Origin of the sequence: Nocardioides guangzhouensis, assembly GCF_004519545.1 — a bacterium.
GTDB classification, from domain to species: Bacteria; Actinomycetota; Actinomycetes; order Propionibacteriales; family Nocardioidaceae; genus Nocardioides; species Nocardioides guangzhouensis.
Genome location: NZ_SDKM01000002.1, coordinates 88,147 through 102,714 on the forward strand (window position 1 = coordinate 88,147; position 14,568 = coordinate 102,714).

Below are 14,568 nucleotides of genomic sequence, written 5' to 3' on the forward strand. Positions count from 1 at the left end.
GCGGGACACTACGAACGTGGCTGACACCCATGTCGGGGCCCCGGGGACCGTGCCTGACCTGCTGAGGTCCGGGCACGCCGCCCCACCACGCACGCTGGTGGACATCTTCCGCCGGGTGGTGCGCGAGCACGCGGACGACCACGCCCTCGACAACGGAGCCGAGGTCCTCACGTACGCCGAGTTCGCGGAGGCGGCGGACGAGGTCGCGGACAGCCTGCGCGAGATCGGGGTCGCCCGTGGTGACCGGGTCGGCGTGCGCATCAAGTCCGGGACGCTCGACCTGTACGTCGGGATCATGGGCGTGCTGCTCGCCGGCGCGGCGTACGTGCCGGTGGACGCCGACGACCCGGACGAGCGCGCCCGTCTGGTGTTCGACGAGGCCGACGTCGCCGCGATCCTCGGCAACGGGCTCCGGCTCACCCCGCGCCGGCCGGGTCGCGATCCCGTCCCGGCCGTGGAGGTCCGTCCCGGCGACGACGCCTGGATCATCTTCACCTCCGGCTCGACCGGCACCCCCAAGGGGGTCGCGGTCTCGCACCGGTCGGCGGCGGCCTTCGTCGATGCCGAGTCCCGGATGTTCCTCCAGGACGCGCCGCTCGGCGAGGAGGACCGGGTGATGGCCGGGCTCTCGGTGGCGTTCGACGCCTCGTGCGAGGAGATGTGGCTGGCCTGGGGGCATGGCGGCTGCCTGGTGCCGGCCCCGCGCTCCCTCGTGCGCAGCGGCGTCGACGTGGGTCCGTGGATCGTGGCCAACGAGATCACCGTCGTCTCCACCGTGCCGACGCTCGTGTCCCTCTGGCCGAGCGAGGCGCTCGACCGGGTGCGGCTACTCATCATGGGTGGTGAGGCCTGCCCACCGGAGATCGGGTCCCGGCTGGCGCGCCCGGGGCGCGAGCTGTGGAACACCTACGGCCCGACGGAGGCCACCGTCGTTGCCTGCGGCGCCCCGCTGGGTGCCGACGGGCCGGTGCGCATCGGGCTCCCCCTGGACGGGTGGGACCTGGCGGTCGTCGACGGGAACGGCGTCCCGGTGCCGGAGGGCCAGCCCGGCGAGCTGATCATCGGCGGGGTCGGACTGGCGCGCTACCTCGACCCGGCCAAGGACGCGGAGAAGTACGCCGCGATGCCGACGCTGGGCTGGGACCGGGCCTACCGGAGCGGTGACATCGTCCGGTTCGACGGGCAGGGTCTGGTCTTCGCCGGCCGTGCGGACGACCAGATCAAGCTGGGCGGGAGACGCATCGAGCTCGGCGAGATCGACAGCGCCCTGCTCGCGCTGCCCGGCGTGGCAGGGGCGGCGGCGGCCGTGCGCACGAGCAAGGCCGGGAACCAGATCCTGGTCGGCTACATCTCCACCTCCGACGGGTTCGACCAGGCGGCCGCGACCGAACGGCTGCGCCGGGACCTGCCGGCCGCGCTGGTCCCGCGCCTGGCCCAGGTCGACGACCTCCCGACGCGCACCAGCGGCAAGATCGACCGCGACGCGCTGCCCTGGCCGGTGCCGGGAAGCGGCCCGAAGCCCGGCGAGGAGTCCGGCGAGGCACTGGCGGGTCTCTCCGACAGCGAACGCCAGGTGGTCGACCACTGGCTGGAGGTGCTCGGGGCGGTCGTGACCGCACCGTCCGACGACTTCTTCGACCTCGGTGGCGGCAGCCTCACCGCGGCACAGCTGGTGTCCCGCCTGCGGATGTCGCACCCCGACATCACCGTCGCCGACATCTACGAGAACCCGACGGTCCGGGCACTGGCGGGCCTGCTGGACTCGATGGACCGTCCCGTGACCACGGTCGACCGGAAGGTGCGGCCGACGCCGTGGGACACGCAGCTGGGGCAGGTCGTGCTCACCGTGCCGCTCCGGATGCTGTCCGGGCTGCGCTGGACGACGTACGTGCTCGCGACCAGCAACATCCTGGCCGCCGCCGGTGCCACGTGGGCGCCGACGGTGTCCTGGGTCTGGCCCGTCCTCGGCTGGGTCCTGCTCGTCCTGCCGCCGGGCCGGATGGCCCTGACCGCGCTCGGCGCCCGGCTGCTGACCCGCGGCATCCGGCCCGGTGACCACCCACGCGGCGGGACGGTCCACCTGCGCGTGTGGCTCGCGGAGCGTCTGGCCGACGAGCTCGGCGCCGCGAACCTCGCCGGCGCCGCCTGGATGCCGCTCTACGCACGAGCCCTCGGCGCCAGGGTCGGGCGCGACGTCGACCTGCACTCGCTCCCGCCGGTCACCGGCATGCTGCGGCTGGGGAGAGGATGCTCGGTCGAGCCCGAGGTGGACCTCGCCGGCCACTGGGTCGACGGCGACGTCCTGCGGGTCGGTCCGATCACGATCGGCGCCGGCGCCCGCGTCGGGACCCGCAGCACTCTCGGTCCCGGGGCGAGCCTGGGGAGAGGCTCCGAGGTGGCCCCCGGCTCGGCGGTCCTCGGCACGGTGCCGCAGGGAGCGTTCTGGTCGGGTTCGCCGGCCGAGCCGGTCTCCCGGACGGCACGGGGGCCGTGGTCGCCGAAGCGACCGGCGCGCAGGCCGCGGTGGACCACGGCGTACGCCGTCCTGAGCATCGCCGTCTCGCTCCTGCCCCTCCTGTCCGGCCTCGTGGCCGCGCTGGTGCTCTGGCGGCCCGTCGTCGACGCCGACTCGCTCCGCGAGGCGTGGCTGACCGGCCTGGCCTGGCTGCCGCTCGCGGTCGTCCTCGGGTACCTCACCCTCGGCCTGCTCGTGCTCGCCACCGTCCGGCTGCTGGGCGTCGGCCTCGAGCCCGGGCACTACCCGATCCACAGCCGTCTGGCCTGGCAGGCCTGGGGAACCATGCGCGTGCTCGACGAGGCCCGCACCTGGCTGTTCCCCCTCTACGCCAGCACCCTGACCCCGGCGTGGCTGCGCGCGCTCGGTGCCCGGGTCGGCTCGCACGTCGAGGCCTCGACCGTGCTCCTGATCCCGAAGCTGACCTCGGTGGGCGACCAGTCGTTCCTTGCCGACGACACCCTGATCGGGAGCTATGAGCTCGGCGGCGGGTGGCTCCGCGTGGAGCGGGTCAAGATCGGCAAGCGTGCGTTCGTCGGGAACTCGGGCATGGCCGCGCCCGGCCGCAAGGTGCCCAAGGAGTCGCTGGTCGCGGTGCTGTCCGCGGCGCCGAGGCGGAAGTCCGCCAAGGCCGGTGCCTCGTGGCTCGGAAGCCCGCCGGTGCCGCTCCGGAGGGCGGCCGAGGGCGCCGACGACAGCCGCACCTACCAGCCGGCCCGTCGGCTGCAGGTCGCCCGGGCCCTGGTCGAGGCCTGTCGCGTGATCCCCCTGGTGGTCGGCGCCGCGATCGCGTGGACCGCGGCCGCGGCGATCCTGGGGCTGGCGGACGCAGCCGGTGGCGCCGTCGCCGCGGTCCTGGCCGGTCCGGTCCTGCTCGCCGCCGGCGCGGTCGCGGCGCTGGTCACGGTGCTCGCGAAGTGGCTGCTGGTCGGCCGGATCGCTGCCATCGAGCACCCCTTGTGGAGCTCCTTCGTCTGGCGCAACGAGCTGGTCGACAACTTCGTCGAGGTGGTCGCCGCACCGTGGTTCGCCCGGGCGGCGACCGGGACGGCGGTGCTCAACCTGTGGCTGCGGATGCTCGGGGTCCGGGTGGGCCGTGGCGTGTGGTGCGAGACGTACTGGCTGCCCGAGTCCGACCAGGTGCGGCTCGACGACGGCGCGACGGTCAACCGGGGGTGCGTGGTGCAGACCCACCTGTTCCACGACCGGGTGCTCAGCATCGACTCCGTCACCTTGCGGCGGGGCGCCACGCTGGGCGCCAACAGCGTCGTTCTGCCTGCCTCGCGGATCGGGCGCCACGCTACTGTGGGCCCCGTGTCACTGGTGATGAGAGGCGAGTCGGTCCCCGACAAGACCTGCTGGATCGGCAACCCGATCGGTCCCTGGGTGGACGCTCCCGACCACGGCACCGCATGACCCTGATCCGCAGCGGCGCCGACTCCTACGTCTCGGCACACGGTGACACGTCGTACGGCGTCGAGCACTACGACCTCGCCCTGACCTACGCCCTCCGCCGGAACCACCTCGACGCCCGCGCCACGCTCACGGTCGTCGCCCACGAACCGCTCCAGCGGATCGACCTGGACCTGCAGCACCTGCACGTCGACAAGGTCCTCGTCGACGGACGGCCCGCGAAGCACTCGCACCTGCGCGGCCGGCTGTCCGTGCGGCTCCTCCACGAGCTCCCCGCGGGGGGTCGCGTCGAGGTCGTGGTGCTGTACTCCGGGAACCCGAAGCCGATCCGCAAGCGCCACCTCGGCACCGCCGGGTGGGAGGAGCTCGAGGACGGGGTCATCGTGGCCGGGCAGCCGCACGGCGCTCCGTCGTGGTTCCCCTGCAACGACCGGCCGAGCGACAAGGCCAGCTACTTCATCGAGGTCACCACGTCGAGCGACTACGTGGTGGTCGCCAACGGTGAGCTGGCGGCCTCGACCCGGCACGGCCGGACGACGACCTGGGCCTACCGCCAGGACGAGCCGATGGCGCCCTACCTCGCGACGGTCCAGATCGGGAAGTACGAGGTGCAGGAGGTCGACGGAGCCCCGGTGCCGACCCGGCTGGTGGCGCCGCGACGCCTGCGTGAACGGCTCGACGACGCGTTCGGTCGCCAGGCCGACATGATCGCGACGTTCGAGAAGCTCTTCGGTCCCTACCCGTTCAGCGGGTACACCGTGGTCGTCACGGACGACGACCTCGAGATCCCGCTGGAGTCCCAGAGCCTGTCCACCTTCGGCGCCAACCTCGTCCGGTCCGACTGGGGTGCCGTGCGGCTCGTGGCGCACGAGCTCAGCCACCAGTGGTTCGGGAACTGCCTCACGGCCACGTCCTGGAAGGACATCTGGCTGCACGAGGGGTTCGCCTGCTACAGCGAGTGGCTCTGGTCCGAGGAGTGCGGGGAGGACACCACCCACGAGCGGGCGGTCGCCCACTGGGAGAAGCTGTCGGACCTTCCGCAGGACCTGCAGCTCTCCGACCCGGGACCGGACCTGATGTTCGACGACCGGGTCTACAAGCGCGGAGCCCTGTGCCTGCACGCGCTCCGGCTCACCGTCGGTGACGAGACGTTCTTCGACGTCCTGCGCGGGTGGGTGGCCGAGCACCGCAACGGCGGGGTCGAGACCGCCGACTTCACCTCGTTCGTGGAGGCCCGGGCGGGCGGTGGCGTCCGGGCACTGTTCAGGGCCTGGCTGGACGAGCTGGAGCTGCCGCCGCTGCCTCCACGCAGGTGACCCGGGGCGGCGCCGCGGAGACCACGGCCACGCAGCCGACGAGCGGGGGTGGGACCTCGAGGTCGGCCAGCTGTACGTCGCCCGCCCCGGGCACGCCGTCGAGGATGCGCGGCGGACCGTCCGGCGCACTGGCCCGCACCCGGTCCGGGGGCATGTCGAGTCCGAGCCCCAGCGCCTTCAGGTAGGCCTCCTTGCGGGTCCACACGATCGCCCGCTGCCGGATCGTGCGGGGTCGGAGTTCGTCCGGGTGCAGGGCCACCTGGTCGAAGCCGTCGAACCGGGCGTTCTCGGGACTCTCGATGTCGACGCCGACCGGAGCGCCGTCGGACACAGCGACGGCCAGCACCCCCGCGGACCGGCTGATGCTGATCCCCTGCGGCAGGTCGGCCCCCCGGCGACGGAGGCGCGGCTGACCGTGGTCGTCGCCCCCGCAGCGACGGCACGACCGGACCACCTCGATGCCAGCGGGGTCGCACCCGATCGACCGGAGACAGGCCGTGAGCGACTCGAGCACCGACCGGTCGCCGCCCCGGGACCAGGCGACGGCGACGCGGGGTCGGCCCGTCACCTCGCCCATCCCGAGAGCTTCCGGGGGCGGTGCCGCGTCCAGGCGCGAGGCACCTCGCTCGCGATGCGCAAGCCGGCCTGCTCCTCGACCAGGTCGACGCGCCCGAGGGCGAACGCCACGCGCCCGTCGGTCCCCGGGGCCGCAGCCTCCTCCCGCACCACCTCGCTGGTCATCGCCGCGTCGTGGTGCTCGCCGAGGTGCTGCTGGAACTGCTTCATCGACCGGGCCAGCCTCCTGGCGTGCTTGCCGTACACGGGCCGGCACGCCTCCGCGGTGTAGCGGACGCGCTTGGCGGCCTTGCGTGCCTGGTGGAGCCGGTGCGCGAAGTCGGGGTCGCCGGACGCGGGGAGTCGCGTCATCCTCTTCCCGAGCCGGGCGACGTCGTCGCGCAGCAGGTCCGGGACCACGTCGCGGACCCGCTTGCGTGCCCGCTTCCGCCACGGTGGAGCGTCGGCCACCTCGGCCAGGCGCTCCAGCATCTCGACGTACCGCGGGGACTCCATCGCCGCGAGCACGAAGCGCTGTGCCTCGTCGTGGCGGCGACGCATCGACTGGTGCACGACGCGAACCGCCATCGGTGAACGCACCTCGCCCGGCTGCTCGTCCAGGCGCGTGAGCAAGCGGGCCAGCACGACCTCGGCGTCCCGCACCTCTCCGAGCAGGTCGTTCACCCACTTCAGCTCCGACCGCAGCGCGTCCACGTCTTCGGCGTCGAGCACGCTCTCGAAGCTGGCCAGCAGGCTACGGATCCGCCGGAAGGTGACCCGGAGCTGATGGACGGCGCCCGGCAGGTCCCGGCGTACGGCGACATCGCGTTCCGGGACCTGGGCGACCAGCCCGACCAGCTGGCCCTGCACCAGCTCGGACGTCGGGCTGCCCCGCCGCACCCGCCGGCGGCCCGGTTCGCGCCGCACCACGGGGGGCGTTCCGAGGATCACCGCCAGTCCGTGGGCGCCCGTGGCCGGGCCCGCGCCGGCCTCACCGAGCTGTCGTGCCAGGGCCGCGAGGAGCTCGTCATCGGCGTCCCCCGGCCGCACCGTCCACTCCCTCCAGCGGGCGCTCTCGTGCCCGTCCACGAGGACTTCGGCGACCACGTCGTCGTCGACGACCTCGGTGAGCACCCGGCGCTCGACCCCGCCGACGACCTGCCGGCTCCGGCGCACGGTCCGGACCCGGCAGACGGGCTGCAGCACCCGGTTCCCCGCGAACGCCGTCACCGCTCCACGCAGCTCCCTGGGAGCGGTGTGCGTCGACCGGGCCAGCGGCACGCGGACGTCCAGGTCCTCCCCGGACATGGGCACCGTCAGGAACCAACCGGGTTCGCCTCCGCCCTCCCGGCGGCAGAGCACCACGCCGGCCGCGGTGAGCTCGAGCGACACCGTGTCGAAGTAGACGGTGTCCCACTCGTCCACGGCACCGTCCACGGTGCCCGTCGATCCGGGCAGTCCCTCCAGCGCCGGCAGGCCCGCGGTCGCGTCGTACCGCATCTCGATCGTGCGCGCCATCGCCTACGTCTACCGCACGAAGGTGAACGGCGCCGCTGGACCATGACGACCCCGGATCAGCGCCATGGCCCACGTGGCCGCTCGACCCCCAGAGCGCGTTGACGACCACGCCCCTCCTGTGGGCAAGATCGTGACCGCATGCCGCTGTGAGACCTGCCCGACGGCGTCTCGGGGGCCCGACGGCCGAGGGAGGGGCTGTCGCATGTCAGTGTTCCTGCACCGGTTGGGCGGGATGCTCGGCCGCTACGCGGCGTTCGTGGTGGTGGCCTGGCTGCTGGTCCTGGGGACGGTCGTCGGCCTCTCGATGGTGCTCGGCGACGACTACGACGACTCCTTCAGCATCCCCGGGACCCAGTCCCAAGAGGGCCAGGACATCATCCTGGACCGGTTCGACCAGAGCGGTACCACCGCGACGGTCGTCTTCACCGCCACGAACGGCAAGGTCACCGACTCCGCCAACGCCAAGGCGGTCAAGCAGGTGGCGAGCGCGATCAACGCAGTCCGCGGTGTCTCGATGAGCAACCCGCTCGGGCCGCCGCCCGGACAGAGCGCGCCGATCCTCTCCTCCGACAAGACCGCGACCCTCGGCACCGCGTCCTTCGCCGACGTGGACCCGTCGGAGGAGACGCTCGACGCCGTCCTGGAGGCCGGGCGGCCGACGGGGTCGGCGCGGTCGGCGATCACGACCTCGGTCGGAGGAGACGCCTACAACGCCAGTGATCCGCCCAGCCGGATCCCCGAGCTGATCGGGCTGGGGATCTCGTTCGTCATCCTCGCGGTCACGTTCGCGTCCCTCGTCGCGGCCGGGATGCCGATCCTGTCCGGGCTGGTCGGCGTCGGCGTGACGATCAGCTCCCTGGTCGTGATCTCGAACGTCGTGACGGTGAACAGCTCCTCCCCCAACCTGGCCGAGATGCTGGGTCTCGCCGTCGGCATCGACTACGCCCTGTTCCTGCTCTCGCGCTACCGGCGACAGCTGGCCGATCCCGGGATCGAACCCGTCGTGGCCATGTCGCGGGCGATGGCGACGGCCGGCAGTGCCGTCGTCTTCGCCGGGACGACCGTGATCATCGCGCTGACCGGGCTGGCCGTGGCCCGGATCCCGGTGCTCACCGTCATGGGCCTCGCCGCGGCCGCGGCGGTCGCCGTCGCCGTGCTCGCGGCACTGACGCTCGTCCCGTCGATCGCCCTGCTCCTCGGCGAGCGGCTCCGACCGCGCCGGCGTACCAGGCCAGACAAGCCCGCCGCGGACGAGCGCCCCCCGAAGAAGCGCACGAAGCAGAAGCGCACGAAGGAGAAGGTCCTGCTGCGGGCCCGGTGGGTCCACCTGGTCACCGCCCACCCGGTGCTGACCATCGTGCCCGTGGTCGGCTTCCTGCTCGTCCTGGCGATCCCCGCGCTCCGGATCGAGCTGGCGCTTCCGGACAACAGCACCGCGCCCGTCAACACGCCGCAGCGGCAGACGTACGACGTCATCACCGAGACCTTCGGTGAGGGCTACAACGCGCCGCTCTCGGTGACGGCCGGGGTGATCACCAGCAGCAACCCCACCCAGACCGTGAACGACCTGGCCAAGGGGCTCCGCCAGCTGCCGGGGGTGGTGGCCGTGCCCCAGGCCACGCCCAACGAGAGCGGGGACACCGCGCTGCTCCAGGTGATCCCGACTGCCGGCCAGAACGCCCCGTCGACTGCGGAGCTGGTCACCGAGCTGCGGGACAACAGCTCCGCGCTGGAGAAGAAGTACGGCGTCACCGACATCCTGGTCACCGGGCCCACCGCCACCAACATCGACGTGTCCGACCGGCTGGCCGGCGCGCTCCTGCCGTTCGCCGCGATCGTCATCGGGTTGTCGCTGTTGTTGCTGATGATCGTCTTCCGTTCCGTGGCGGTCCCGCTCAAGGCCACGCTGGGCTACCTGCTGTCGGTGGGCGCGGCCCTCGGCGTCGTCGTGGCGGTGTTCCAGTGGGGCTGGCTCGGCATACCCGGGCTCACCGAGGGACCCATCGTCAGCTTCCTGCCCATCTTCCTGATGGGCGTGCTGTTCGGTCTGGCCATGGACTACGAGATGTTCCTCGTCTCCGCCATGCGGGAGGAGTACGTCCACTCCGGCGATCCGCGGGACGCGATCTACACCGGCTTCCGTGCCTCGGCTCCGGTGGTCACCGCAGCCGCGCTGATCATGACCTCCGTCTTCACCACGTTCGTCCCCGACGGCTCGAACACGATCCAGCCGATCGCGTTCGGCCTGGCGGTCGGCGTGTTCGTCGACGCCTTCGTGGTGCGGATGACGCTGGTGCCCGCGGTGCTGATGCTTCTCGGGCACCGGGCCTGGTGGCTGCCGGCGTGGCTGGACGCGCGGATCCCGGAGGTCGACGTGGAGGGGGCCGCGATGCACCGCAAGGTGGAGTACGAGGACTGGGAGAAAACGCACGGCACGACGGCACTCGTCGCGCGTGACCTCGTGGTGCGGGCCGGCGCAACGCCCGTCCACCTCGAGGCGCCTCCGACCCGGGTGACCCACCTGCCGGTGCCCGAGGACGTCGAACCGGTGGAGCTCGCGCAGGTGCTGGTCGGGCGGCAGCGGCCGAGCGGCGGTGAGCTGGTCGTCGGCGGACTCCTGCTCCCGGAGCAGGGAGGCGCGGTGCAGACCGCGGCGGCGTACGTCGAGGTCGGCCGCCCGGGCGACGACGAGAGACCCGTGTCCGACCAGGTGGAGGAGCGCGCCAGGCTCAGCGTGTCGTCGCGGCGGCGACGCACGGAGTTCGTCGCGCGCGGCACCGCCCTCGCCGAGGACCTGCAGCGGAGTGCCGCGGTCGTCGACGGTCACCCCGGCCCCCTCGGCCGGGCCGCGACGACGGCCGCCGTGGTCGAGGCCGCCCTCGCCGTGGCCGGAGGCGCAGGGCTGCTGGTCCTGATCGAGGAAGGCCCCGAGAGCAACGTCCCGGCAGGGACGGCCGAGGCGATGGCCCAGGAGCTGTCGCGCCAGGGCACCACGGCCGTGCTCCTGCGACCCGACGCATGGAGACGGCAGCGCCTGGCGGCAGCAGCCGGACGGACGGCTGCGGAGCAGCCGGAGGAGGCATCGACATGAGCAGCTCGCTGACCCCTGAGTTCGGCGAACCCGGCGAGGCCGTGCCCTGGCGCAGCCTGGCACTGGTCGGACTGGTGCTGCCGCTCGTGGCCGCTGCCGTCCTGGTCTGGGCGACCACCGGCCGCCAGGACAACCTGGATCGCATCCCGGTCGCGGTGGTCAACAACGACCAGATCATCCAGCAGCCGCAGCCGATGGCGGCCGGACGAGCCCTGGCGGCCTCGCTGACCGAGCCCGGCTCCGGACAGTCGAACCTCGACTGGACGCTGGCCGACACGGACGACGCGGCGGCCGGGCTGAAGAACGGCCAGTACTACGCGGTGCTCACGATCCCGGAGGACTTCTCGAAGTCGATCCTGTCCACCGGCACCGACAAGCCGGTCCAGGGGAAGCTGACGCTGGTGAGCAACGGTGCCGCGAGCTCGACGGTGCCCTACATCAGCCAGGCCACCGCCGCGGCAGCCGCCACCGCACTCGGCCAGCAGTCGACGCAGGGCTACCTCGGCCAGGTGTACGACGGGTTCAACCAGCTGGCCCAGAACAACCAGAAGACGGCCTCCAGCGGCGAGCAGCTGGCCCAGGGGACCAACCAGGTGGCGCAGGGCGCAGCGCAGCTGTCCACCGGCGCCGCGCAGCTGTCCACCGGGCTCGACCAGCTCTCGACCGGCGCTGCGGAGCTGGCGACCGGGACCGGCTCGCTGAGCACCGGCGCCGACGACCTGGCCGGCGGGGCTCGCCGCCTCGCCACCGGCGCGAACCAGCTCGAGGACGGCATCGGCGGCGTCGCGGAGGGTGCCCAGGCACTCGCGACGCGACAGGCCGGGTACGCCGGCGACGCCCACACGGTGGCCTCGGGCTCGGCCAAGGTCGCCGAGGCCGCCGGGCTGCTGAAGCGGGGCAGTCGTGGCCTCGCGATCGACGTACGCGCGCTGGCCGCCACCTGCCAGCGCGAGGGCGGCTCCACGCGGTTCTGCAACGCCCTGGGGCGGGCGCGGGACCGCGCCGGCCGCGTCGCCGCCGGCGCCGCCGCGGTCTCACGCCTGACCAACGGCGTGGCCCGCGCCGACAAGGGACTGGCGACCGGGGCCGATGCGCTGGCGGCCGGCTCCCGGTCGCTGGCCTCGGGCGCGAACGAGCTCAGCGCTGCCGGCCAGCAGGTCAGCTCCGGCGCCGACGACGTGCGCAGCGGCGCCGTCTCGCTCGCGAGCGGTGCGGCCGAGACGGACCAGGCGGCGGGGCGCCTCGCTGCCGGTGCGGCCTCCTCCGCCTCGGGCGGACAGCAGCTGGCCTCGGGCGCGAGCTCGCTCAGCTCGGGCGCCATCTCGGCCGACAACGGTGCCCAGCAGCTCAGCCAGGGCCTGGACAAGCTGGCCAAGCAGAGCCCGACGTACTCCAAGGACGAGCAGAAGGCACTGGAGACCGTGGTCAGCGAACCGGTCGCGCTCACCTCGTCGGTGGAGCACACCGAGCACGCCAACGGGTGGCTGATCGGCGTCGTGCTCGGCGTGATCCTGTGGCTGGCCGCCCTGCTGGGGGTGATGCGCCGGGACATCGGCAAGGTGCTGCGGCACTCGAGCAGCCCGATCTCCTCGCGACGGCTCACCGAGGTGCAGCTGCGGCCGGCCGTGGCCCTGGCCCTCGCGCAGGGGGTCGCCGTGCTGGTCGCGGTCCTGCTGCTGCGGGTCGGGATGGCGAGTCCGGTGAAGTTCGGCCTGCTGACGCTGCTGGCCGCCGTCACCTTCACCCTCGTCGGCCTCGTCCTGCGATGGGCCTGGGGCGTTGCCGGCCTCCTCGCGTTCGTGCTGTTCCTGCTCCTCCAGGTCGCCGCCCTGGGCAACGTGCTCCCGATCGAGACCGCACCCGAGCCGCTGCAGATGCTGAACCGCCTGCTGCCGCTGCCGGCGTACGTCAATGCCGCCAGCCAGCTGGTCACCGGCGGCTCGGTGGGCTCCCTGGCCGGGACCGTGACGGTGCTGGTGGTGTGGGGGCTCGGCGCGTCCCTGGTCGCGCTGCTCCTGGTCCGCAAGCGTCGGGTGGCCCGGGCGCCGGTGGTCGCGACGGAGTGACCGACCCGGCGGGCCGGTCACTCCGTCGTGACACCTAGTAGGAGAGGCGACGCTCCGCGAAGCAGCGGTCGCGGCCCGGCCCGCCGTACGCGACGTCGTGGCCCGGTCCACCGATCAGCAGGTCGGGACCTCCCCGTCCGCGCAGCACGTCGTCGCCGCCCCGGCCACGCAGCACGTCGTCGTCGGCATTGCCCTCGAGGGTGTCGTCCTTGCTGGAGCCGACGATCTCGTCGACGTAGTGGAGGTGCAGGCGGCTCCGGTAGAAGGTGGCCAGCCCCGCCGCCAGGTCGACGTGGATCCGGCGAGGAACGTTGGCGAACGAGACCCTGTCGTGGCCCCGCCCTCCGGTGATCCGGGCGCGGAGGCCGGCCGTGTCGTGCGGCTCGACCACCGTGACGGTGTCGTTGCCGTCACCGCCGCGCACCTCGATGGAGCGGCCCGTCCACAACGTGACCCGGTCGTCCCCGTCGTCCAGCCGTACGGCGAGATCGCGTGCCGACTCGTTCTCGGAGTCCACGACGTCGTTGCCGGGGCCGGCGTCCACAACACCGCGATCGGCCATGAGCACGTCGTTGCCGGCGCCACCCAGCACCCGGTCCTTGCCTCCGCCGCCCATCAGCCGGTCGGCCCCCGGAGTGCCGATCAAGGTGTCCGCGTGCAGGGAGCCCCCGAACGAGCCCTCGACGGCGACGAACCGGTCGACCGCGTTCCCGGTGGCGGTGCCCGCCGCCACGCGGATGGTCACCCCCACGGGGGAGGACAGGTAGCCGACGCGGTCCCTCCCGGCCCCGCCGTCGGCCTCGTCGGGGCTGCCTCCGCCGAGCCCGTCGCCCGCCGACATCTGCAGCTGGTCGTTCCCGTCCCCGCCGATGAGGACGTCGGCGCCGTCGCCACCGGCGGTCGGCGGCCCCATCGTGTCGTCCCAGAGGTCGTCCCCGTCGAGGCCGCCGTCCAGGTGGTCGGCCCCGAGCCCGCCGTACAGCTGGTCGAAGCCCGCCTCGCCGTACAACGTGTCCGCGCCGCCCATGCCGTTCAGCACGTCGCTGCCCGGCCCACCGCAGACGATGTCGTCGCCCAGGCCGGCGTTGAACCTGTCGTTGCCCTCGCCGAGCGACACCACGTCGGTGCCGCTCGTCCCGTGCAGGACGTCATCGCCGTCCGTCCCCACGATGGTGGCCGCCTGGCCTGCACACGTCGGAGGTGGCTCCGCCGACGCCGGCGGCATCGCCGTCACCGCCGCGACCAGCACGATCGCTCCCCCAAGACTCCCGGCCCGCCCGAATCCGACCATGCTCACGCCGTCCCCCCTCTGACCTGGCCACCCTTGGCTCGTGCACCTGTTTCTAGGGCCAGCAGCCCGCCGGCGCAAGGAGCCGCCCCGAACCCCGGGGTCGAACTCGCGGCACGCGCGACCCGCGCCGTGCGTCCGGCAGCCGGAAATGCAGAGAACCGCAGACCTCGTAGCTGCCTGCGGTTCTGTGTTGCGCGCCCGTAGGGATTCGAACCCCAAACCTTCTGATCCGTAGCCTCGGCGGCCCTGTGCAGGGCGGTGCAGGACGGTGCGATTCAGGCGTGCGTGAGCCTGTTCGGCAATTCCGCAGTGCAGGCCGGTGCAGCGCCGTTGCAGTCAGCGTTGCCGTCAACGGGCCGCCCTCGAACACCGAGCCAGGGTTATCCACATATTCGATTTGCCCCGGCGACACTCCCGGCAAATCCCGGGATCGTCGTAACCAGCAACGCAAGAGTGTCAACGTCCGCGCTCGCTCGGGGGGGCGGCACCAACAGCTGCTCTTCTCGGCGAGCCAATCTCGGGAGGTAGCAGCGTCATGACTTCATTCGTCACCCTCATCGTCACCGCGGCACCGGAAATCAACTCCGACGGCATCGTCGCCTGGGGCGTCCGCAACGTCATTCCGATCATCCTGCTGGTGGTCGGGATCGGGATCATCGCCAGCTCGCGGAAGGGACAGATGTCCCAGAACGCGCTGACCGTCACCAACGTCATGCTGGGCTGCGTCATCATCGCCGGCGCCGCGCTGTTCTACGGGTTCGCCGGCGACATCGCGGGCTTCGTGTTCCAGAAGCAGTGACCGG

At 72.8% G+C, this 14,568-nt stretch carries 8 protein-coding genes; 5 read left to right on the top strand and 3 right to left on the bottom strand.

Annotation, left to right across the window (positions count from 1 at the left end; all coding sequences use genetic code 11):
- Window positions 1-16: 16 nt before the first annotated feature.
- Both EKO23_RS01755 and EKO23_RS01760 read left to right on the top strand, forming a co-directional pair.
- Entirely contained in the window at window positions 17-3,931 is a 3,915-nt protein-coding gene (locus EKO23_RS01755) for a Pls/PosA family non-ribosomal peptide synthetase (protein ID WP_167880276.1), read from the top strand.
- The gene (locus EKO23_RS01760; protein WP_134713460.1) at window positions 3,928-5,244 is read left to right on the top strand and encodes a M1 family metallopeptidase; all 1,317 of its coding nucleotides are present in this window, start codon (window positions 3,928-3,930) and stop codon (window positions 5,242-5,244) included. The genes EKO23_RS01755 and EKO23_RS01760 overlap by 4 nt, the downstream gene beginning before the upstream one ends.
- Here EKO23_RS01760 and EKO23_RS01765 read toward each other — a convergent pair.
- On the bottom strand, window positions 5,192-5,821 hold the full coding sequence (locus tag EKO23_RS01765; protein WP_134713462.1) for a 4'-phosphopantetheinyl transferase family protein: 630 nt from the start codon (window positions 5,819-5,821) through the stop codon (window positions 5,192-5,194). The genes EKO23_RS01760 and EKO23_RS01765 overlap by 53 nt on opposite strands.
- Window positions 5,809-7,317, bottom strand: coding sequence for a CYTH and CHAD domain-containing protein (locus tag EKO23_RS01770; protein WP_134713464.1), 1,509 nt, complete (start codon window positions 7,315-7,317; stop codon window positions 5,809-5,811). Before EKO23_RS01770 ends, EKO23_RS01765 begins: the two co-directional genes overlap by 13 nt.
- Window positions 7,318-7,519: 202 nt before the next feature.
- Here EKO23_RS01770 and EKO23_RS01775 point away from each other — a divergent pair, with 202 nt between their 5' ends.
- Both EKO23_RS01775 and EKO23_RS01780 read left to right on the top strand, forming a co-directional pair.
- On the top strand, window positions 7,520-10,408 hold the full coding sequence (locus tag EKO23_RS01775; protein WP_167880280.1) for an MMPL family transporter: 2,889 nt from the start codon (window positions 7,520-7,522) through the stop codon (window positions 10,406-10,408).
- Window positions 10,405-12,474 carry a YhgE/Pip family protein gene (locus EKO23_RS01780; RefSeq protein WP_167880281.1) on the top strand — a complete coding sequence of 690 codons (2,070 nt, stop codon included), beginning with the start codon at window positions 10,405-10,407 and terminating at the stop codon, window positions 12,472-12,474. Before EKO23_RS01775 ends, EKO23_RS01780 begins: the two co-directional genes overlap by 4 nt.
- A 34-nt stretch (window positions 12,475-12,508) precedes the next feature.
- Here EKO23_RS01780 and EKO23_RS01785 read toward each other — a convergent pair whose 3' ends face one another.
- Complete coding sequence (locus EKO23_RS01785) at window positions 12,509-13,765, bottom strand: calcium-binding protein (protein WP_246050861.1); 1,257 nt, start codon at window positions 13,763-13,765, stop codon at window positions 12,509-12,511.
- Between the two features lie 535 nt (window positions 13,766-14,300).
- Here EKO23_RS01785 and EKO23_RS01790 point away from each other — a divergent pair.
- A complete protein-coding gene (locus EKO23_RS01790) occupies window positions 14,301-14,564 on the top strand; it encodes a hypothetical protein (RefSeq protein ID WP_134713472.1) in 264 nt (87 codons plus the stop codon).
- Window positions 14,565-14,568 lie beyond the last annotated feature (4 nt).